We start from the raw sequence: 21711 nt of genomic DNA, 5'->3' as shown, positions 1-21711 counted from the left end.
TTAAGATGGGCGGTGGCCCGGTTAGTTCGAATCAAAGCTTATAGAAATTACAAAGCAGCACGCCTGAAGGAATACCACCTGCATGTACATGAGATGTTCGGTGCAGGCGCAAATATATACATATGGTTGTTTTACCATTGGGTGCTGATGCCTGTGGCGCCCAGAATTTATATAGGGCTACAGCAGCAGTGAGTCGATGCGGTGGGCGTGTACCATCTGCTGCGTCGGGGACCAGGCAAAGACAGTGAAGCGGCCGTCCTGCGAGGCAACCAGTGCCAGGGCATCATGCTGGTCGTGTACAAACTGCGCCGCCGACAGGTGCCGAGTGCCCCCCGACTGTGCCGGGTGAATAACAACTGCGCGCCCGCCCGCAACTGGCTCGGTGGTGACCATCTGCATCACCGGGCTGCTTCCTTCGGGCCGGCCAATCTTCGCCCCAAAGGCGAGTACCTCATACCGGTCGCTGATGATGGTGGCCCCGTCTACCGCCGTGAGGCCGGCTATGCCATATATGGCCCGGTGCAGGTCGCCCTGCCACTGGTTTGTGCTTCTTTTCTCACTGCTTTGCTGCACCAGTTCCGCCAAACCATTGAATGCCGGCTCCACCGCATACGGAATGGGATAGATGATGGACTGCTGCCAGGTCTGTGTGCCGGCCGGCACAACCAAGAGGGAGCCGCCGCGCCCGTGGTCGCGCATCGACACGGCCAGTTGGATGAGCACGTCGGCACTTTGGTCGCGTGAGGCGGCGGAGGCGCTGGTGAAACCGAGCATCGCCGCCAGCAAGTCCGAACTGTCGGACAGGGTCGCGCCGTTGCCGTCCACCATTTTCACCTGCTCGCCCCTCAGCACCGCCACATTCGCAAACTTGCCATATCCGGCTGTGCGCCGGTGCTTGACTACCAGCAGGCCGGGTTCCACCACCTCCAGCACAAAGCAGAGCCCCGGAATGGTGCGCGTGGCCCCCCAGACATACAGTGTGTCGTCTTCGCACCAGACGCCGAGGTGAATGCCGGGGCGCTCCACGGCGGGCGCCAGCTTGGTGAGGATGGCGGGCGTGAGCGGAAGCCAGCGCTCGAACTGCATGGGTTGTTCCGCCTGCGCCGGCGGGAGGTAGGCCAGCGATATTTTAGGGGACCGCCCTTCTTCGCGCAACAGGCTCGCCCAGAAAGCGACATCAATGATGGCCTCAATCTCCTTCACCCGGGGGCAGGGGCCAGCCCCTGCTCGCTCTGCCCCCGCGCAGCCTCCTGATGGCGCGCAAAATGGTCTTCAACGGCTGCGGCAACTGTGCGCGCTGCCTGGTAAGTGATGTGCTGGGTCATGCTCCTGTGTCTGGGTTAGAATCAGTGCTCCGCAGGAACACTGCATAAAGTTAAAGGAAAGCATTTTAAATTGAAGCATGTGCAGCGCAGCCGTTTTCAGCTCGCTTCGTCCGCTGCTGCCCCGGTGAACCCTTGGGCGCACTCACAGCAAAACTCCCCGTGCGCTGGCAGAATCCGATGGCTGCGGCATCTGTATTTGTAGCTGCTGCGGGAGGAGTAATAAGAAACATAAGTATCAAGATACAAGAATTTTGTGGTATATCTTTCTCGTTATCAATACCCTGAGTCGTATAATGCTTGAATGGATGCTGCCTATTAATTCTGTGCGGTCAATAACCTGTACAGGAACTGCTGAAATGTGCAAAACGCTTTTAGGATGTACCAAATGCTTGAAAATACAAAATATTGCGGCGAAAATGCCCTATGCAACTGCAAGTGCCGTACACCATATATACGGCATGAAGGTGTCTGGGTGCGATACAGCACATCAGCAGCCGGTAACGGAAGTGTCACAGGTAGGGAGCTATGTCTGAGGGAAAATTAATCAGGGTAATCATCACAGATGACCACAAAATAATCAGGGAAGGGTTGAAGTCGCTGCTGGAGCGGGACCCCGCCCTGACGGTGGTGGGGGAGGCGGCGAACGGCCGCGAGCTGCTCGAATTGCTGGAAAGTACCCCTGCCAATGTGGTGCTGATGGATATAAACATGCCCGAGATGGACGGCTTTGAGGCGACCCGGCGCGTGCGGGACCAATACCCGGACACCCGTGTCATCGCCCTCTCAATGCTCAACAACGAGCCCTTCGTGCAGAAGATGATGGACAGCGGCGCCTCCGGCTATATACTCAAAACCGCCGGGAGGGAGGAACTCCACTCCGCCATCAAACTGGTGGCAAGCGGCACCACCTATATCTGCAGCGACCTCTCCCTCAAAATGCTGAACAAGGTGATGGAGCCCGTAGAGCCTCAGAAGGCGGAGTCCATGACAGGCAAGCCTCTGTCGAAGCGGGAGATTCAGATACTGGCCCTTATTGCGGAGGGCTTCACCAACGCCGACATAGCCTACAAGCTCTTTACCAGCAAGCGCACTGTGGAGACACACCGGCAAAACATTATTGAGAAGACCCAGACTAAAAACACCGCCAACCTTATCAAGTACGCCATCCAGCACAAACTGCTCAGGATAGACGAAGGGCTCGACACGGCCAGTGAGTAATACTCCTGTAAATGATAGGCAAGGCCTCCGGAACGGATGCCTTGCCGGGGGATATATGCCCGTAACGGTGGGGAGGGGTGGGTTATATATAAAAGGCAAGCCGCCGAAAGCAGTTGCGCCGGGAGGATTCAAAGCCCCCTCGCAGCCCTTATTCTTTTATTTTTCCTTCTTCCGGGCTGGCGTTGAGGAAGCTCTTCAGAGAGGCGTAATCGAAGGAGCCGTATTCGATGCACTCCAGATCGTAAAAGTAGGCGTGCAGCAGGGTCAGCATCTCCTCTATCAGCGGCACCTGCTGCCCCGTTTCCGCGCCCGGCGGCTTTATCAGGATTCCGTCTCCCTGTATGTATACAGCAAAGGTCGTTATGTTGCCTTCCTCTGCCAGTTTTTCGTAATGCCGAAGCGCTGCTCTTATTTTATTTGTCATACTGCTTCACCCTCTCAGAAACCATATCGGGTACCAAGTTAGCGTTATTCCTGACTTTGGCAAAATAACATTTTTCCGTGACATAGAATTTCAGTAGATTGCACAATACCCCCCTGTATTACTACTTATCTTTGTTTAAGGTGTTTGTACACTGGTGGTTAATCGCATATAATAATAACGGGCGGCGTGCCTGCCTGTCAGCAAACAGTAAGCTATATTGTAAACTGCCGCACAGCCCTGTAGCTACACGCATCAAAGCAGAGACAAAAACACCCGCGCCTGGGCAGTGCTGGCAACGATAGATCTGTAAAGGATGGGTAAAACCGCAGATTTTACTATATTACCGGCCACGGCAGTTCTTCGGAACAATGGCCGCCTCACAAAAAAATCCTTTATGAGAGTCTCGATCCTAACCTTACTGCTGTTACTGAACCTGCTGCCCGTGTATGAAGCCAGCTCACAGAAGCTGCCAAAACTGGGCATGATAGCCCCTATCGACCGGGACAGCCTGCTGCACGCCTCCGGCTTCAGCTTCCTCGGGGAGTCTGTGGGCAGGATGCTGTCGCCCTCCCTGACGGAGGCGGAGTTCCGGTCTAACCTGGAGAAGATAAAAGCCACGAAAACCAAGGTGTATGTGTGCAATGTCCTCTTCCCGGGCAGCATAAAAATAGCCGGGCCGGAAGTGGATGAGGAAAGGGTGCTGGGCTACCTCGACACGGTTTTCAGACGGGCCAGCCAGGCAGACATCCCCGTGATTGTGCTGGGCAGCGGCGGCTCCAGAAGGCTGCCGGACAACTACGACACGGCGCTGGCCAAGAAAGACTTTGCCGCTTTGGCGCGCAGGATGGCTGGCGTAGCCCGGAAGCACGGCATCACCATTGCCATAGAGAACCTCAACAGCACCGAGACCAACTTCCTGAACACGCTGCAGGATGCGGCAGAAGTGGTGAGAAGCGTCGATCACCCCAACTTCAGGCTGAACGCCGACATCTACCACATGCTGAAAGAGAACGAGCCGCCGCAGCATATACGCGACGCGGGAGATATTATCGTATATGTGGAGGTGGCCGAGAAGGCGGAGCGCACGCTGCCCGGCGTCGTGGGCGACGACTTCAGGCCGTATTTCAGGGCGCTGAAGGAAATCGGCTACAAAGGCCCCCTGTTTATTGAGGGGAGAGTCAACAACCCTGAGACGGAGATTCCGTTTGCCGCCGGGTACCTGAAAAAGCAGCTCAGAGAGGCATATGCTAAGGGTAAATAAACAGGACATCTGATCTTCGGGCGGCAGGGCAGGGTTTGCGCCAAAACCCGGCCCTGGTGCGGAGGCTATATATAAACTTATATGTTGGGGCGCCCATATATTTATATAAGGTTGAGCCGCAGCAGATCACCCAGCCGCTGCCCACTGCCCCGGCAGAAACTGCTTGTACACTTGTCCGTTTGCTTAAAATTTTGCGCGTCTCTTTTGCAACCATGAAAAAGAAGCTTCTCATCAGCGACATCGCCAGGCAGTTGAACGTCTCCATCACCACCGTGTCGTTCATCCTCAACGGAAAGGCGAAGGAAAAGCGGATCAGCGACAGCCTGGCGGAGAAAGTGCTGAAACTGGTGGAGGATCTGGACTATAAGCCCAACCAGCTGGCCCGCAGCCTTCGCACCGGGAAAACCAAGACCATCGGCCTGATGGTGGAGGACATCTCTAACCCTTTTTTCGCGAACATCGCCCGCCTGATAGAGGAGAAGGCATATAGGGAGGGCTACAAGATCATCTACTGCAGCACCGAGGATGACCCCGAAAAGACCCTTGACCTGATTAACATGTTCAGAGACAAGCACGTGGACGGGTATATCATCACACCGCCCAAGGGGGTGAAAGCCGCCATCCAGGAGCTTATCAACGATGGCTTCCCGGTGGTGCTGGTAGACCGCTACATCACGGGGCTGCACACCAACTTTGTGGTGGTCGACAACATGACGGGGGCCTATAACGCCACGGACCACCTGATAGAGCAGGGGTACAGAAGAATAGCCCTGGTCACGACTGACTCCGAGCAGAACCAGATGCTGCAGCGCCAGGAGGGTTACCGGAGAGCGCTTGAGAACCGGCACCTGGAGCCCACTGTGCTGGCTATCCCGTACCGCGAGAGCGCCGAGCAGATGATCCGGCAGATTGCGGCTTTCCTGAGCGAGCAGAAGCAGGTGGATGCGGTGCTGTTTGCCACAAACTATATGGCTGTCAGGGGGCTGGAGGCAATCAGCCGGCTGGATCTGGCAGTGCCTTCCGACATTGGGGTCGTGGCCTATGACGACCACGACGTGTTCAGGTTCTACAAACCATCCATTACGGCCGTGGCGCAGCCCACCGAGGCGATCGCCAACCAGGTCATCAGCGTGATGCTGCGCCTGCTGAACGATAACAGCAAAACCATGCAGGCAGAAACCTGCACCCTCCCAACCAGCCTCCTCGTCAGGAACTCCACACCTCGCAGGCAACAGAAAACCACAGCGCCGGACTTGGAGAGCGTTTGACGACAGACAGCCCAGGGACGGCTTTGTGCAAGTGCTATATGAATTATTTGATTCCAAGGCTTTTGTTTCCGGATGAAACTGTTAAATTTGAATATATAAAAGTTGGAACTATATAGGTAGAGGTGCGACTGTGTCCGTTCCTTTGCCTCTTACGTGTGTGGCGGCGGTTCGCGTCTAGGGTAAACACATCTCTGAAACCGGCGGCACACCAACAACAGACGGTTGAAAAAGTGAGTGCGCAGGCAGGAATGGTTTTGAAAAGCTAAATCCTTTTAGCAAATTTGTGGGCCCCGTTTGGTCCGGCCAGGAACAGCGCAGAGGGGATCATCTGAAAATTACTAAGCTATACAAGCTAAATATGTCTCATCTAACGGTACTGGGGGCAGACATCGGCGGCTCGCACATTACAGCTGCCCTGGTGGACCTGGAAACGAAGACGGTGCTTCCGGAAACGCAGGTAAGGGCACACGTGAACGCACAGGGGACGGTGCAGGAGGTGCTGGACATATGGGCGGCCGTAATAGAGCAGGCAATGGGCCGTCGCTCTGCCGCCGAAACAAAGCTGGCCATATCCATGCCGGGTCCCTTTGATTATGAGCAGGGCATCTGCCTGTTTCAGAACCAGAACAAGTACGACTGCCTGTATGGCCTGAATGTAAAAGAGCTGCTGGCCTCCAGGCTGGGGTGCGCTGCCGCCGACATAAAACTTGTGAACGATGCCGGTTGCTTTCTCCGCGGCGAGGTGTTCGGAGGCGCTGCGAAAGGCGCCGCCTCTGCCATCGGCCTGACCCTTGGCACCGGCCTGGGCTCGGCCATGCTCCATAACGGGATTGCCGGGGACGCGGACTTATGGCGCGCGCCTTTCCGGGACGGCATTGCGGAGGATTACCTCTCCACCCGCGCTGTCGTGCAAACCTACAAGCGGCTCTCGGGCAAAAAAGTGACAGGCGTGAAAGAACTTGCCGCGCTGTACCCCCACGATGCCGACGCACGGGCGGCCTTTGGAGAGTTTGCAGAGAACCTGGCCCGGTTTCTGGTCCCTTACCTCCGCGAACTGACGCCGGAGGTGGTGGTGATAGGCGGAAACATCGCCAACGCCTGGGACCTGTTTGTGCCGGCGACAGTCAGTAGCCTGGCTTCCATGGGCTTTTGCGTGCCGCTGAAAAAAGCGGCCCTGGCCGAGGAGGCCGCCTTGTTAGGGGCCGCCAGTTATTGGCTCGAGACTCCGCCGGTGCTCCTGCCTGATGCAGAATGAAATTATAGACACCATACAAGCAGTATAACAGGAAGTAAGCCGTAAATTGCCAGAGCATTTGCCTTCACAAAATCCAGGAATGAAAATAAGACAGATTGCCATTGCCCTGCTGGGGAGTTTTATATATACCACCGCCCTTGCCCAGACGGTGCTTGTGGATAAAGTGACAGACCCCGTGGAGTGGGTAAACCCGCTGATGGGCACCGACTCGAAGCACAGCCTCTCGAACGGCAACACCTACCCGGCCATCGCGCTGCCCTGGGGCATGAACTTCTGGATGCCGCAGACCGGCAAGATGGGCGACGGCTGGGGCTATATGTACAGCGCCGACAAAATCAGGGGCTTCAAGCAGACGCACCAGCCCTCCCCGTGGATGAACGACTACGGCCAGTTTGCCATCATGCCGGTTACCGGAAAGCTGCGGTTTAACGAGGATGCCCGCGCCAGCTGGTTCTCCCACAAGTCCGAGACCGTAAAGCCTTACTACTACAGCGTCTACCTCGCCGACCACGACGTCACCACCGAGATTACGCCCACCGAGCGCGCCGCCCGCTTCCGTTTCACCTTCCCCCAGACAGACAGCGCCTATATCGTCATCGACGCTTTCGACAAAGGCTCTTATGTGAAGGTAATCCCAAGTGAGAATAAAATTGTGGGCTACACCACCAAGAACAGCGGCGGCGTGCCCGAGAACTTCAAAAACTACTTCGTCATCCAGTTCGACAAGCCTTTCAGCAGCACCGCCACCTGGAGCGGCGATAAACTGGCTGCGAACAAGCAGCAACTGCAGGATAACCATGTCGGTGCCGTGGTGGGCTTCAAGACGAAAAAGGGGGAGCAGGTGAATGCCCGCGTGGCCTCTTCCTTCATCAGCCCGGAGCAGGCCGAACTGAACCTGAACGAAATCGGCCGCGATGACTTTGAGGCGGTGAAAGCGAAGGGAAAGCAGGCCTGGAACAAGGAACTGGCCCGCGTGGCCGTGGAGGGCGGCACACCCGACCAGATGAAAACTTTTTACTCCTGCCTGTACCGCACCCTGCTCTTCCCGCGCAAATTCTATGAAATAGATGCCGCCGGAAAGGTGATGCACTACAGCCCCTACAACGGCAAAGTGCTTCCCGGCTATATGTACACCGACACCGGTTTCTGGGACACGTTCCGGGCGCTGTTTCCTTTCCTGAACCTGATGTACCCCACGGTGAACGCGCAGATGCAGGAGGGCCTGGTGAACGCTTACAAAGAGGGCGGGTGGCTGCCGGAGTGGGCCAGCCCCGGTTACCGCAACGTGATGGTGGGCAACAACTCGGCCTCCGTGGTGGCCGATGCTTACCTGAAAGGCGGAAAGGGATATGACATCAACACCCTGTATGAGGCGGTGCTGAAAGGGGCCAACAACGAAGGGCCGCTGACGGCGGTGGGCCGCGCCGGAGCCGATTATTACAACAAGCTGGGCTACGTGCCCTACGATGTAAAAATAAACGAAAATGCGGCCCGCACGCTGGAGTATGCCTACGACGACTTTGCCATATACCAGTTGGCGAAGGCACTGAAACGGCCGAAGAAGGAAATCAAGCTATATGCCAACCGGGCGCTCAACTACCGCCACCTCTACGACTCCTCCACTGGCCTGATGCGAGGAAAAAACCAGGACGGCAAGTTCCAGGCACCGTTCAATCCTTTTAAGTGGGGGGATGCCTTTACGGAGGGCAACAGCTGGCACTATAGTTGGTCGGTGTTCCATGATGTGCAGGGGCTGATTGACCTGATGGGCGGCAAAGCCAACTTCACGGCCAAACTCGACTCTGTTTTCATGCTGCCGCCCATATATGACGAGAGCTACTACGGCAGCGTGATCCACGAGATACGCGAGATGCAGATTGCCAATATGGGGCAGTACGCGCACGGCAACCAGCCCATCCAGCACATGATTTACCTCTACAACTACGCCGGGGAACCCTGGAAGACGCAGCACTGGGTGCGCGAGACCATGGACCGCATGTACACACCGGCCCCGGACGGCTACTGCGGCGACGAAGACAACGGCCAGACCTCCGCCTGGTACGTGTTCTCGGCCCTGGGCTTCTACCCTGTAACACCGGCCACCGACCAGTATGTGATAGGGGCACCACTGTTCAAAAAGGCCACGCTGCAACTGGAAAACGGGAAGCAACTGGTGATAAACGCGCCGGAGAACAGCGCCGAGAACTTATATATAAACAGCGCGCGCCTGAACGGCAAAACCTACGATAAGAACTGGCTGAGCCACAGCGAGCTGATGAAAGGGGCCAGGATAGACTTTGAAATGACCGACAGCCCCAACAAGGAGCGTGGAACGAAGGCAGCCGCTTTCCCCTATTCGCTGTCAACCGAGAAATAAAAGGACCTTATATTTTGTACAACTTGGGAAATCCCAACTAAAAACCGGTATATGATTAAACACAAATCCACATCCATGCGGGGCGTACTGCTGGCGGGCGTGATGCTGATGTGCAGCACGGGCATCTCGCTGGCGCAGTCTGCAGAACCCCAGGCGACTGCCATCCCCCTCGATGATTTATCCGCTTTCCAGAATCCGGGCAAGAGCTGGCAGATTGCCGGCGGCGTTACCGCAGAGCTTGACGACGAGAACGAACTGGAGACAGTAGAGGGCAAAGGCGTGCTGGTGAACGAGCCGAGCAGGAGGAATAAAGGGAAGGACCTGGTGACCAACGCGGAGTATGGCGACATGGACCTGGAGCTTGACTACATGATGGCCAAGGGATCCAACTCGGGGGTGTACCTGCAGGGCCGCTACGAGGTGCAGCTGGAGGACAGTTGGGGCGTGAAAACGCCGACCTCCGCCAATAACGGGGCCATATATGAGCGCTGGGATGAGAGCAAGCCTAACGGACAGAAAGGTTACCAAGGCTATGCGCCGCGCCAGAACGTGAGCCGGGCGCCCGGCCTGTGGCAAAACCTGAAGATATCTTTCCAGGCGCCCCGCTTCGACGCCAGCGGCAAGAAAATCGAGAACGCCAAAATCCTGCGCGCCACGCTGAACGGGGTGGTCATCCACGAGAACGTGGAGCTTTTCGGCCCTACGCGCGGCGCGATGGGGAATAATGAAGTGGCCGCCGGACCGCTGCGCCTGCAGGGCGACCATGGCGCCGTGGCCTTCCGCAACATCAAGATAACAGAATACGGCAAGCCCCGTCCTGAGCTGGTGAACCTGGAGTACAAGGTGTACAAAGGCAGGTTTGAGGCTGAGCCGAAGTACGACAGCATCCCGCCGGAGGCCGAGGGAACATCCGTGGCGCTGACCTCGGAAATAAGCCCCTTCCCGAACGATTTCCTGGTGCGCTACACCGGCACGCTCCGTGTAAAAGAGCCGGGGGAATATACCTTTAACCTGAGCACAGGCGGCGGCCGTGGGCTCATGAAGATCAATAACAAAACGGTTATCCCGAATGGGGGACGGAACCAGCGAGGCACCGTGACGCTGCCTGCCGGCGACATGCCCTTCGAGCTGATCTACTCCAAACTGGTGGAGTGGGGCAGGCCTTCTTTAGGACTGGCCGTGGTAGGCCCCGGAATCCGGGAGTACGTGATCGGCGACAAAGCCCAGGGCGGTAACAACGACCAGGGCCTATCCTGGTGCATGCGCCCGTGAACACCATCCTGCGCAGCTTTATGGACTTGCCTGTTGAAAATGAAAAGGGCAGGTCTGGTGTGAGGGTAGTGCATGCCGTGAACGTGGGAAGCCCGGAGAAGGTGCATTATACCTACGACATGGACAGAGGCAACATGGTGCAGATGTGGCGCGGAGAGTTTCTGGATGCCACGCCCATGTGGTACAGCCGGGGCGACGGCTCATCCCGCCCGGTGGGGTCTGTGCAGTACTTCGGGCAGCCGTCTTTTACACTGGCAAAACTCGCCTCGCCGCAAGCCGCCTGGGTAGCCGACTCGGCAGGCACCGGTTACAGACCAGGAGGATATGACACAGACAAAAATGACCAGCCCACATTCAACTACCAGCTGTACGGCGCCAACGTGAAGGACGCCATCCGTGTGATGGAAGGCGGCAAGGGGCTGCGCCGCGAACTGACGGTGCAAAACCCGGTGGCTAACCTGTACGCCCGCCTGGCAGGAGGCAGCACCATCGAGGAGGTGTCCAGGAACCTGTACCTGATAGACGGGAAGTCATACTACATCAGATTGGATGATGCCGGAGGCGCCAAGCCTGTGGTGCGCGATGCCAACGGCCGGAAAGAGCTGATCGTGCCGGTGAGCGGCAAGCTGAGCTACTCTATCATTTTCTAACAACAGACGAATCTTAATATGAAATATACGCATAGAAAATCATACCGCCATGCCGCGCTCAGCTTCCTGCTGACAGCGGCCTCCGTAACGGGTTTCAGTGCCTCCGCCGTGGCCCAGGAATCGCCTATGGAAGAGGATTACTTCAGGATAATGAACGTGAGCTCACCGGAAGGGGCCATGCTGGAGGTGGGCGGCCTCACCGTGCTTCCCTCCGGCGACCTCGGGGTTTCCACGCGGCGCGGGGATGTCTATATCGTGGAGAACCCCACGAGCGAGCGACCTTATTTCCGGAAGTTTGCATCCGGGCTGCACGAGATACTGGGGCTGGCCTACAAAGACGGCGGCCTGTATGCTGCCCAGCGCGGCGAGCTGACCAAACTGGTGGACACCGACATGGACGGCAAAGCCGACAAGTACAAGACTGTTTATGCCTGGCCTATTTCCGGGCATTACCACGAGTACAGCTTTGGACCGAAGATAGCGCCAGACGGAGACTTCTTCGTGACCGGCAACGTGGCCTTCGGCGACGAGGAATGGTGGCGCGGGGAAAGCCGGGTGCCGTGGCGCGGCTGGACGATGAAAATCAGCGAAGACGGAAAGATGCAGCCCTGGGCCACAGGCATGCGCTCTCCGGCGGGTCCTGGTATCATTGACGGAGAGTTCTTCTACACCGACAACCAGGGAGACTGGATGGGCTCCGGCGGGCTCTGGCACGTACCGAAAGGCTCATTTACAGGGCATCCTGCCGGCCTGCGCTGGACAGATATGCCCAACTCGCCTGTGAAACTGAAGACAGAGGAGCTGTATGCCAAAGTGGACCCAAGGCAGGTAAAAGACGAGAACGGGCGCTACATCAAGCCTGAGAATGTGGTGGACGAGGAATTTGTGTCCTTGTATGAAATGAAGAAATTTTTCCCGGAACTGCGCACCCCTGCGGTGTGGCTGCCGCACGGCATCCTGGGTATCTCTAACTCAGAGCCTGTAAAGATTCCGGAAGACAATTTCGGTCCGTTTGGCGGACAGGTGCTTATAGGTGATCAGGGCATGAGCCTTATCTCGCGGGTGTTCCTGGAGAAGGTGAATGGCGAATATCAGGGCGCGGCCTTCCTGTTCCGCACCGGCTTTCAGTCAGGCGTGCTTCGCATGGCCTGGGCACAGGATGGCTCCCTGTTCGTAGGGGAGACGAACCGTGGCTGGGGCTCGGCAGGCGATGCCAACTATGGCCTGCAGCGCCTGGTTTGGAATGGCAGAACACCTTTCGAGATGCGCGCCGTGCGTGCCATGCCCGACGGTTTCGAGATCGAGTTCACCAAGCCCGTGGATAAAAAGACGGCGGAGGATGTCTCTTCTTATTCCGTAACGAGCTTCATATATAAGTACCACCCGGTATACGGAAGCCCGCCCGTGAACACGGAGGAGAACCCGGTCAAAGGCGTGAAGGTGTCGGAGGATGGCATGAGAGCCCGCATCGTGGTGGACAACCTGCGCCCTTACTATATCCACAACATCACCCTGAGCGGCGTGCGGGAGCGTGATAACTCTCACTCGCTGGTGCATCCGACTGCCTACTACACGCTGAATAACATCCCGAAGGGCGAGAAGCTGTCGCTGAGCGAACTGAGCACCAAAAATGCCGCTTCGTCCAAAGCGAAAGCTACTGCGGGCGCATCAACTCAAAAGGCTGCTGCCAAAGCGAGCGCCGCCGCGAAGCCAGCGGCCAAAAAAACAGCGGCGAAAACTGCCGCGCCTACCTACGACGAAGTAAAGGGCCTGCTGGCGAAGTACACCTGCCTGGCCTGCCACAACCCCGACAAGAGACAGGTGGGGCCCGCTTACGTGGACGTGGCCAAGCGCGGCTATACACCAGAGCGCATTGTGGAGCTGATTCACAACCCGGAGCCGAAGAACTGGCCCGACTATGCCACTGAGATGCCCCCGATGCCGCAGGTGCCCAAGGAGGACGCGCTCAAGATTGCCCGCTGGATCAATTCGCTTGCCCCTGCCGCTAAATAAGCAGGGCAGCCCGCCAGACGGCGTTTATACCTATAGTATATGTTCCTTCTGAAGCAGGGGGAGCATATACTATATTTTTTGTGGCCGATTTTTGTCAGCCGCCCAACCATATACAACATCCATCAGATTCACCACGTGAATCCACCAAAAATCAACGCATATGAGAAAAACATATATCCTGCTGGCATTGGTTGCCACCGCCTTTATGGCCTACGCCTGTGCCTCTGCGCCTGGCGGCAGCTCTGCCAAAGCCGACAACACCTTATCGAAGAAAGAAAAAGCCGACGGCTGGGTGCTGCTGTTCGACGGCGAGAACATGGCGCAGTGGAAAGGTTTCAAGAAAGAGGAAGTACCGGCGGCCTGGCAGGTTGAAGACGGGGCCATCGTGCTCGCCGGTGAGGGAGGGGGCGATATTGTTACCCGCAACGAGTACAAGAACTTTGAACTGATGCTGGACTGGAAGATATCCGAGGGCGGCAACAGCGGCATTTTCTTTAATGTGTCGGAAGATCCTAAATTCAGGTACACCTTTCAGTCAGGCCCCGAGGTGCAGATTATTGACGATGAGCGACACCCCGATGCAAAACAAGGCCAGAACGGCAACCGCAAGGCAGGCACCAACTATGACCTGCATCCGTTGTCAGAGCCCGCCGTGAAGCCCGCAGGCGAGTACAACACCGTGCGCCTGGTAGTGAAGGACGGAAACGTGGAGCAGTACCTGAACGGAAAGAAAGTGGTGGAGTACACCCTCTGGAGCCCGGAATGGGAAAGTCTGGTGCAGGGCAGCAAGTTTGCCAGCATGCCCGACTACGGCCGCTACAAGAGCGGGCACATTGCGCTGCAGGACCACGGCGACAAGGTGTGGTTCAAGAACATCAAAATCAGACCTCTTTAAGCAACAGGCATGAGAATATTACTGATTATATGCTTCCTGCTCGGCACCGTGCTGCAGGTGTCTGCCCAGGGGAAAAGCGACGCTAAAAAGTCTGCTGCGGCAAAGCCAGCCAACGGCAAAACCTCCGGCAACCCGGTGTTCCCGGGCTGGTACGCCGACCCGGAGGGCATCATTTTCGGGAACGAGTACTGGATATACCCCACGTACTCTGCACCCTATGAGGAGCAGGTGTTCATGGATGCCTTCTCATCGCCCGACCTGGTGAACTGGACGAAGCACAGCCGCATCATTGACACCGCCAGCATCGGGTGGGCAGACTCGGCCATGTGGGCTCCCTCTATCATTGAAAAGGACAAAAAATACTACCTGTTTTTCGGAGCCAACGACATCCAGAGCGACAGGGCGTTGGGAGGCATTGGTGTGGCCGTGGCCGATAACCCCGCCGGGCCCTTCAAAGACCATCTGGGCAAGCCGCTGGTAGATAAATTCCATAACGGGGCGCAACCCATCGACCAGTTCGTTTTCAGGGACGAGGACGGGCAGCACTACCTGATATATGGCGGCTGGCGGCACTGCAACATCGCCAAGCTCAACGACGACTTTACGGGGTTTGTGCCCTTTGAGGACGGCACCACTTTTAAAGAGGTAACGCCGGAAGGCTATGTGGAAGGGCCATTCATGTTCAGGAAAGACGGGAAATACTACTTTATGTGGTCGGAAGGCGGCTGGGGCGGCCCGAATTACCAGGTGGCTTACGCCATCTCCGACTCGCCGATGGGACCGTTTAAGCGCGTGGACACCATCCTGAAGCAGGACCCGAAGGTGGCGACCGGTGCGGGCCACCACTCTGTGATACACAATGCCGCGAAAGACAAGTGGTTCATTGTCTATCACAGAAGGCCCCTCGGCGAGACTGCCGCCAACCACCGCGTCACCTGCATCGACAAGATGGAGTTTGATGCGAACGGCCATATAAAGCCTGTCAAGATCACGTTTGAAGGCGTGCCGAAACTGAAGGTAAAATAGCTGATTTGCTATTGCCGGTATGTGTGATAGTTGATGAGGTCATTGCATATCCTATATAATAAGGGCGCTGCATCGGATTAGTCTGATGCAGCGCCCTTGTTACTTTATATAACTTACCTCTTATACTACTATCAAATGGATTTTGCTTATCCATCCAACCACCCCTGCCCCTCCTTATCCAAGGAGGGGAGTTGTACTCTCGCGTCTATAATGGCTAAGCGAGGAGCTTCGGCTGCTCCTCGTAGGTCTTCCAAAGAAACTCGCCGAAGAGAGTGTTGGCCCAGGCAAACCAGGCGCGGGTGAATTTCTTCGGGTCGTCCTTGTGGAAGGACTCGTGCATGAAACCCGTGTCGCCGTGCGTGTTCTTCAGCATCGCAATACAGTCTTTGATTTCCTGAGGGTCCGTGCTGGTCAGGCCGCGCATCGCGATGCTCATCGGCCAGATCATGTCCAAGCCTATATGTGGCCCGCCGATGCCTTCGCCGTACTTGCCTTTGAAGAAGAACGGGTTGTTCTCGGAGAGCAGCATTTTGCGCGTGTTTATATATACTGGGTCGGTTGCCTTCACGGCACCCAGGTAGGGCAGCGACAGCAGGCTGGGCACGTTGGCGTCGTCCATCAGGTTGTAGCTGCCGAAGCCGTTCACTTCGTAGGCATACACCTTCCCGAACTGCGGGTGGTCCACTGTGGCGTGCGCCTGCAGGGCTTTCTCCACTTCATCGGCCAGCGCCGTCAGCTCGCCTGCTGTTTTCGTGTCCTTCGCGATGGCCTTCATCATATCGGCTGCCTGCCGCAGGCTCACCACGGCAAAAAAGTTAGAGGGGATGAGGAACGGGTAGATGGTCGCGTCGTCGCTTGGCCGGAACATAGAGCAAATCAGCCCGACGGGCTTCACCGGGTAGCCGTAGCCACTCATCGGGATGCCGTCCGTGGCCCAGGCCGTCTCCCGCTGAAACTTGTAGGGCCCCAGGCTGTCTTTGCGCTGCTGCTCTTTAAACGTTTTCAGCGTCGCCTGAATCGCCTGCTGCCACTGCGCATCAAAGGGCTTGGTGTCGCCGGTGATTTTCCAGTATTCGTGCGCCAGCCGGATAGGGTAGCAGAGGGAGTCAATTTCCCACTTGCGTTCGTGGATGCCCGGCTGCATATCGGTCAGGTCGGTACTCCACTCGCCTACTTTCGTCTCGTCGTTGTAAAAGGCGTTGGCATAGGGGTCGCGCAGGATGCTGTAGGTCTGGCGGTTGATGACGCCCGCCACCAGTTGGCGCAGCGGCTCGTCCTTTTTGATAAAATGGAGGTAAGGCCACACCTGTGCCGAGCTGTCGCGCAGCCACATCGCGTCAATATCGCCGGTGATGACGTAGGTGTCGGGCTCGCCGTCTTTCAGCTGGTAGGTAACGGTGGTGTCGAGGGTGTTGGGGAAGCAGTTCTCAAAAAGCCACGTCAGCTCCTTGTCCTTCACGTTCTTCTTGAATTCAGTGATGGCCTTCTCCACCGATTTGCTCCGGAAGTTGCGCTTGGCTTCGGGCAGGCGTACTGTGGGGAAATCTGCAGCGGCTGCTGCTGTAAGCGGACTCAGGTAAACGCCTGCGCTCAGCAGGGCCGTGTTCTGTAAAAAGGTTCTCCTGTTCATGTGTAATCAGTTGCCACCTTACCGATGGCTGAGTTAGGGGTATTTGGTTGAATTTAGGTAAAGTGCCCGGGGAAAATTTATTTGCGCTATCCATAAAAGCACCACGCATTTTAAATTATTGAAAGCAGGTTTGAGACAAACCAAAGTCTTGTGTCCTTTTATTTATATATAAAATGCTTCTGCCTCAATGGCGTGGCCAGTATATGCGGTTCGAATATACTACAGCAATTCCAGACTGTCGAGCCTGGCCAGCGACTCGAGCAGCATGACACCGCTTAATTGTGTGGAGCTCTCCACCGCGCCTTTCGGAAGGGTGTCCCAGTCAGAGCTGAAAAGGATGGCGGGCTTGCTCGTGCCGCTTTCCCAAAGCGTTTCCCCGTTCTTCTCGAGGAAGGCTATATAGGCGTTGCGCTTTTCCTCACTCACATCTTCTTCAAGGGCCAGCTCGGTGAGGTAGCGCACCAATATGCCTTTGAAAAGGCCGCCGTCTCCGCCGCCCCGTTCTCTCAGCACGCCGTTCTCAGTAAAATGGGGGCTGTTCAGCACATAGTCTGCCGTGCGGGTAGCCTCGTCCAGGTAAGCCTGCTCGCCTGTGATTTGGTACAGCTCCAATGCGGCTCCTATATACACGCCCTGGCAATAGGTGAAGAGCCAGTCCTTGTCAATCTGGTTGTTTCCTTCCCGGTTCTTGCCGTCCCACACCAGGCCGGTGGTGGGGTCCACCAGGTTCTCCTTTTGCCAGTCATATATCTTTTTGGCCCAGGCCAGATTCTTCTCGTCACCGTTGAGCTGGTACAGCCGCGACGCCAGGATGCTGGCGGGGGCATTGGCGGGGGTGTTTTTGTAGTCGCGCTGGTCTTTTTTCCAGCTGATGCCGCCTCCCATGAAATCGCTCCAGCCGGTCTTTATATCCTCCCAGAGCACCTCCGCCGTGGCCTTGTATTTCTCGTCTTTCGTGAGGTCGTAAGCTCGCAGGCAGGCCAGCGCCATCCACTCCATGTCGTCGTAGTAGTTGTTGCTGAACGTGCCTCCGTTCGTTTTCCTCACCCCCTCGAGCAGCTCGCTCATCAGCGTCAGGTACTTCTCATCCTTCGTGCGGCTGTAGGCGTCGCAGAGGGCGTCGAGCGCATGCGCCTGCCACCAGTAGTTGAAAGCCGTGTCGCCGGTATTCGTTTTTTGGAAGTAGCCCAGGTTAGGCGACCAGAAATGGGTGACAAGCGATGCCTGCGCCTTGTCCGCTGCTTCTGCCCAATTTGCCAGCTCATCCTGCGGGGGCGAAGTATCCTGGTTGTTACTTACCGGGCTGGCGCTTTCGCAGGAAGCGAGGAGCGGGCCGGAGGCAAGCAGCAGGGCGTAGAGGAGTCGTTTTGTTTTGTGCATAGTTGACTTGTGAATTGAAAGTATTAGTTTTGGGTGTGGGTTCAGGGTTCCTTTTCTATCGCGATTCGCTTCTTGCGGTGTGTAAGGCATCACTCAGGAGTAGTTTATATATAAGAAAGCGGGATTCGGGGCTTCCTGATGAGGGCAGTGAAAGTCAGTATTCTGGCTGGCGGTTCCTTCTGCCTGTGTTTCGACATCAGTTTCCGGAGCGGTTTCCGGCACGCGCTGTGGATGCGCAGGCCCCTTGCCTGCTGAGCAAATATATAGATAAAACTTTTGCAGAATGAAATTCCATTGCTTAATTTGAGCCATAGAATGATAGAAAGACACTTTAGCCATATAGATGCGCCACAACAATTTCTGGCAGGCCCATCAAGGAGTACTCACAGAACTCACCCGATACAGCCGTGGACCCGAACGGGTAGAAGCTAAATGTCCGACAGGTAGCCTGTTTCACGCAAAAGCCCATGACAGCATCAGCAGAGCAATTCATTGAATTACAGCAACCATTCACTTTTAAATCGCGCTTTTTTGCTAAAACGATTTAGTATGTTCTTATTGTCTAATCTAAGTATAACACTCGTATGAAACACCACTTTACAGGTTTGTTAAATGGCAGGTACGTAAAAGGAAAGGGGCGCTTCTTCTGCACCAGCCTCCTTTCTTTTACCATGTGCGCGGGCATAGCCGCCACACCGGGCCATGCAACTGAGAACCCTCAGTTGAAAATAGTTTCTTCAGCGCTGGCTTCGGCAAGCGGAGTTAGGGCAGGCAATCTTCCTGCTTTTGAAATTCAGATAACCGGTACTGTTACAGACGGGAGCGGCACGCCGCTGCCGGGCGTGACGGTGGTTGTAAAAGGCACCACCATCGGCGCCTCCACCAACGTGGACGGTACCTACAGCCTCACCGTTCCGGATGAGCAAAGCAATGGCACCCTGGTGTTCTCCTATATAGGCTTCGCCACCCAGGAGATTCCGATCGGCAACCAGTCTGTGATTAATGTGACCCTTGCCACGGATGCGGAAGCGCTGCAGGAAGTGGTGGTAGTGGGCTACGGTACCATGGAGAAGCGCGAAGTAAGCAGCGCTGTAACCACTGTAACGAGCGAGGATTTCCAGAAGGGGGCCTTTAACAGCCCGCTGCAAATGATCGAGGGCAAGGTGGCCGGTGTGACCGTGTCCAGCACTGCCGCAGCCGACCCTAATGCCGGTTCGAGCATTCAGCTACGAGGCGCTTCGTCACTTGAATCAGGTAACGGGCCGCTGATCGTGATTGACGGCTTGCCGGGTGGCGACCTGCGCAACCTGGCGCAGCAGGACATTGAGTCTATCTCCATTCTGCGCGATGCCGCCGCTGCTGCCATCTACGGTTCACGCGGTGCGAACGGTGTAGTGCTGGTGCAAACTAAACGAGGAAAAGCTGGAAAAGTAACCGTTACTTACGACGGCTATGTGGAGCACGACCGCGTGGCCGCCAGACCGGACATTCTCTCTGCGGAGGAATTTCTGGAGCGGGGAAGGGATACAGATCGCGGCGCCAGAACAAACTGGTATGACGAGTTGATAAGAGAAGACAACTTCGGGCAGAACCACTCGCTGGCTGTAAGCGGCGGTAACGAGAACACCGTGTTCCGTCTCTCGGGCCAGTACCGCACGAAAGAGGGTATCGACATAGCCTCAGACAGGAAAGAGTATGGCCTGCGGGCAAGCTTCCTGCAGATTGCCTTGGATGGCCGTTTGGAAATAGGCGGTAACCTATCGTATAGAATAGCAGACGAGGAAAGGATAGTGAACGAGGGAGAAGATAACTATGGCGCTTTTCAGCAGGCGGTGAAGCTCAACCCGACCATTCCGATCATGGACCCGAACGATCCGAACATGTTCAATACCTTCCAGGGTTATGATACCTACAACCCGGTGCAGAACCTACTGGCCAGGGAACTAGGGTCAGACCAGGAGTACGCGGTGGTGGACATTTCCACGAAGCTGAACATCCTGGACAACCTGAGCACGGAACTGAAACTGGCGCGCCAGGGCCACGACCGGTTGAGAAGGGAGTATTATACTTCCAAGGCAGCGGAGTCTATTCAAGAGGGCCGCACGGGACGTGCCCGACTGACAAACGATAAGTGGGCAGATTATGTGCTGGAGTGGCTGAACAATTATAACACGACTATCGGCAGCCACAATATAGAGGCGATGGCAGGCTACTCCTATCAGGAATCAAATTTTAGCGGATTTTATGCCGAAAATGCCGATTTTCCGTCTGATGCCTTCGGATACAACAACCTGGATGCTGGGGAGTGGAATGCCGATGAGGGACGTTTGGGGATGGATTCGTGGAGGAGCAAGGAAAAAACAATCGCCTTCCTGGGCCGTGCGAACTACAACTACGCTGACACCTACTTCCTGACCGCTTCGTTCCGTTACGAGGGTAACACCAAGTTTGGTCTGAATAATAAATGGGGTCTTTTCCCGGCCGTATCCGCAGCCTGGCGCGTGTCTAACCTGCCGGGCCTGCAGGGTATCGAGGCCATTGACGACTTGAAACTGCGTGCTTCCTATGGGGAGACAGGGCGCTCCGGATTCCCCAGATACTCGGCTTTGGCTGTTTATACGGGTTATGGCAGATACCCTGATGCAGCGGGAGAATGGTCGCGGGTTTATGGCCCCGGAAACAACTTCAATCCGGATCTGCGCTGGGAAAAATCAATATCCTACAACGTTGGATTGGATTTCACCGTGTTCAACAACAAGTTGAGCGGTAGCATCGATGCCTTCGACCGCAGAAGCAGCGACTTGATTTCATGGTATCAGGTACCTGTGCCTCCATTCCTGCACGATAGAATGTACGTTAACGTGGGAACTACTAGCTCTAAAGGGGTTGAGCTGGCCCTTAACTGGAATGCAGTGAATACCGGAGACTTCTCTTATACAACCTCGCTCACCGGATCTTATACCAAAGCGAAACTGGATTCTTGGTCTAACGATACATATAAGGCAGACTTTTTTGATCTACAGCAACTACCTTCCCCTGGTAACCCAGGCCCGGCCTTCAGGCTGGAAGCCGGTACGGACATTGGTAACTTTTATGGCTACAAATATGCCGGCGTAGACGAAGCCGGAAACATCCTGGTTTGGAAAGAAGGCATCGAGGGCTCTGAGAAACTGCGTGCCAGCGGCAATAACATTGAGGCTAGTTCAGACAGAGACAGAACGTACATCGGCAACGGTGCGCCGCGCTACGAACTGGGCTGGAGCAACTCCCTTGCCTATAAGGGCTTCGACCTGTCGCTCTTCTTCCGTGGCCGCTTCGACTACGAGATTCTGAACCTGTACCAGATGTACTACGGCCTGCAGGGCGAGGCAAGCACCAACCTGCTGACAGATGCCTACGACCGTAACGACCACATCAAGTCAGGCAAAGTGATCACCGACTACTTCCTGGAGAGTGGCGACTTCCTGAAACTGGACAACCTGACCATCGGCTGGACGCCTAAACTGGGCGTGGACCAGATCAGCAATTTCAGGATATATGGCACCGTTCGGAATGTGTTCACCCTGACTGGTTACAGCGGGCTTGATCCGGCGGCAGTGGGCGTGACAGGCTTAACACCGGGCTATGGCAGCCTCGATGTGTATCCTATCACCCGCAACTTCGCCCTTGGCGCCCAGATTACTTTCTAAGTCAACCTTAATCATCACGTAGAAATTA

General features: G+C 56.0%; 17 protein-coding genes. 11 read left to right on the top strand and 6 right to left on the bottom strand.

Annotation, left to right across the window (positions count from 1 at the left end; all coding sequences use genetic code 11):
* Positions 1 to 177: 177 nt before the first annotated feature.
* Together GSQ62_RS05780 and GSQ62_RS21050 are read right to left on the bottom strand one after the other, a co-directional pair.
* Positions 178 to 1203 carry a putative sensor domain DACNV-containing protein gene (locus GSQ62_RS05780; protein ID WP_317164397.1) on the bottom strand — a complete coding sequence of 342 codons (1026 nt, stop codon included), beginning with the start codon at positions 1201 to 1203 and terminating at the stop codon, positions 178 to 180.
* Positions 1200 to 1325 (bottom strand): hypothetical protein, encoded by a 126-nt coding sequence (locus tag GSQ62_RS21050; protein ID WP_317164396.1) that lies wholly within the window; start codon positions 1323 to 1325, stop codon positions 1200 to 1202. Before GSQ62_RS21050 ends, GSQ62_RS05780 begins: the two co-directional genes overlap by 4 nt.
* 525 nt (positions 1326 to 1850) lie before the next feature.
* On the opposite strand from GSQ62_RS21050, the gene GSQ62_RS05775 reads away from it, so the two are divergent.
* A complete protein-coding gene (locus GSQ62_RS05775; protein WP_161888630.1) occupies positions 1851 to 2543 on the top strand; it encodes a response regulator transcription factor in 693 nt (230 codons plus the stop codon).
* A 148-nt stretch (positions 2544 to 2691) separates the two neighbouring features.
* Here GSQ62_RS05775 and GSQ62_RS05770 read toward each other — a convergent pair whose 3' ends face one another.
* Entirely contained in the window at positions 2692 to 2967 is a 276-nt protein-coding gene (locus tag GSQ62_RS05770; RefSeq protein ID WP_161888629.1) for a hypothetical protein, read from the bottom strand.
* Positions 2968 to 3361: 394 nt separating this feature from the next.
* Here GSQ62_RS05770 and GSQ62_RS05765 point away from each other — a divergent pair, with 394 nt between their 5' ends.
* The 9 genes from GSQ62_RS05765 to GSQ62_RS05730 all read left to right on the top strand — a co-directional run bounded on the left by GSQ62_RS05765 (position 3362) and on the right by GSQ62_RS05730 (position 14984).
* Positions 3362 to 4228 carry a sugar phosphate isomerase/epimerase family protein gene (locus tag GSQ62_RS05765; RefSeq protein WP_161888628.1) on the top strand — a complete coding sequence of 289 codons (867 nt, stop codon included), beginning with the start codon at positions 3362 to 3364 and terminating at the stop codon, positions 4226 to 4228.
* A gap of 212 nt (positions 4229 to 4440) precedes the next feature.
* Positions 4441 to 5496, top strand: coding sequence for a LacI family DNA-binding transcriptional regulator (locus tag GSQ62_RS05760; protein ID WP_161888627.1), 1056 nt, complete (start codon positions 4441 to 4443; stop codon positions 5494 to 5496).
* Positions 5497 to 5854: 358 nt separating this feature from the next.
* Positions 5855 to 6751, top strand: a complete 897-nt coding sequence (locus GSQ62_RS05755; RefSeq protein ID WP_161888626.1) for an ROK family protein — start codon at positions 5855 to 5857, stop codon at positions 6749 to 6751.
* Between the two features lie 79 nt (positions 6752 to 6830).
* Positions 6831 to 9128: a GH92 family glycosyl hydrolase gene (locus tag GSQ62_RS05750; protein WP_161888625.1), complete on the top strand. Its 2298-nt coding sequence runs from the start codon at positions 6831 to 6833 to the stop codon at positions 9126 to 9128.
* A gap of 51 nt (positions 9129 to 9179) precedes the next feature.
* Positions 9180 to 10400: a family 16 glycoside hydrolase gene (locus tag GSQ62_RS21045; protein WP_317164395.1), complete on the top strand. Its 1221-nt coding sequence runs from the start codon at positions 9180 to 9182 to the stop codon at positions 10398 to 10400.
* The gene (locus GSQ62_RS21040; RefSeq protein ID WP_317164394.1) at positions 10397 to 11050 is read left to right on the top strand and encodes a hypothetical protein; all 654 of its coding nucleotides are present in this window, start codon (positions 10397 to 10399) and stop codon (positions 11048 to 11050) included. The genes GSQ62_RS21045 and GSQ62_RS21040 overlap by 4 nt, the downstream gene beginning before the upstream one ends.
* Before the next feature lie 18 nt (positions 11051 to 11068).
* Positions 11069 to 13063, top strand: coding sequence for a hypothetical protein (locus GSQ62_RS05740; protein WP_237587015.1), 1995 nt, complete (start codon positions 11069 to 11071; stop codon positions 13061 to 13063).
* Positions 13064 to 13223: 160 nt separating this feature from the next.
* Complete coding sequence (locus GSQ62_RS05735) at positions 13224 to 13958, top strand: 3-keto-disaccharide hydrolase (RefSeq protein WP_237587013.1); 735 nt, start codon at positions 13224 to 13226, stop codon at positions 13956 to 13958.
* 9 nt (positions 13959 to 13967) lie between these two features.
* Positions 13968 to 14984, top strand: coding sequence for a glycoside hydrolase family 43 protein (locus GSQ62_RS05730; protein ID WP_161888624.1), 1017 nt, complete (start codon positions 13968 to 13970; stop codon positions 14982 to 14984).
* 214 nt (positions 14985 to 15198) lie between these two features.
* Here GSQ62_RS05730 and GSQ62_RS05725 read toward each other — a convergent pair whose 3' ends face one another.
* From GSQ62_RS05725 to GSQ62_RS05715, 3 genes are all read right to left on the bottom strand, one after another.
* On the bottom strand, positions 15199 to 16614 hold the full coding sequence (locus GSQ62_RS05725) for a glycoside hydrolase family 125 protein (protein WP_161888623.1): 1416 nt from the start codon (positions 16612 to 16614) through the stop codon (positions 15199 to 15201).
* 219 nt (positions 16615 to 16833) lie between these two features.
* On the bottom strand, positions 16834 to 17994 hold the full coding sequence (locus tag GSQ62_RS05720; RefSeq protein ID WP_161888622.1) for a glycoside hydrolase family 76 protein: 1161 nt from the start codon (positions 17992 to 17994) through the stop codon (positions 16834 to 16836).
* Between the two features lie 93 nt (positions 17995 to 18087).
* Complete coding sequence (locus GSQ62_RS05715; protein ID WP_161888621.1) at positions 18088 to 18333, bottom strand: hypothetical protein; 246 nt, start codon at positions 18331 to 18333, stop codon at positions 18088 to 18090.
* A gap of 245 nt (positions 18334 to 18578) precedes the next feature.
* Here GSQ62_RS05715 and GSQ62_RS05710 point away from each other — a divergent pair, with 245 nt between their 5' ends.
* Positions 18579 to 21683 (top strand): SusC/RagA family TonB-linked outer membrane protein, encoded by a 3105-nt coding sequence (locus tag GSQ62_RS05710; protein WP_161888620.1) that lies wholly within the window; start codon positions 18579 to 18581, stop codon positions 21681 to 21683.
* Positions 21684 to 21711 lie beyond the last annotated feature (28 nt).

This window comes from Pontibacter russatus, from assembly GCF_009931655.1.
In the GTDB taxonomy this organism is placed as follows: Bacteria; Bacteroidota; Bacteroidia; order Cytophagales; family Hymenobacteraceae; genus Pontibacter; species Pontibacter russatus.
The sequence above is the reverse complement of the archived record's forward strand: the minus strand, read 5'-3'. Positions and strand labels throughout refer to the sequence as shown.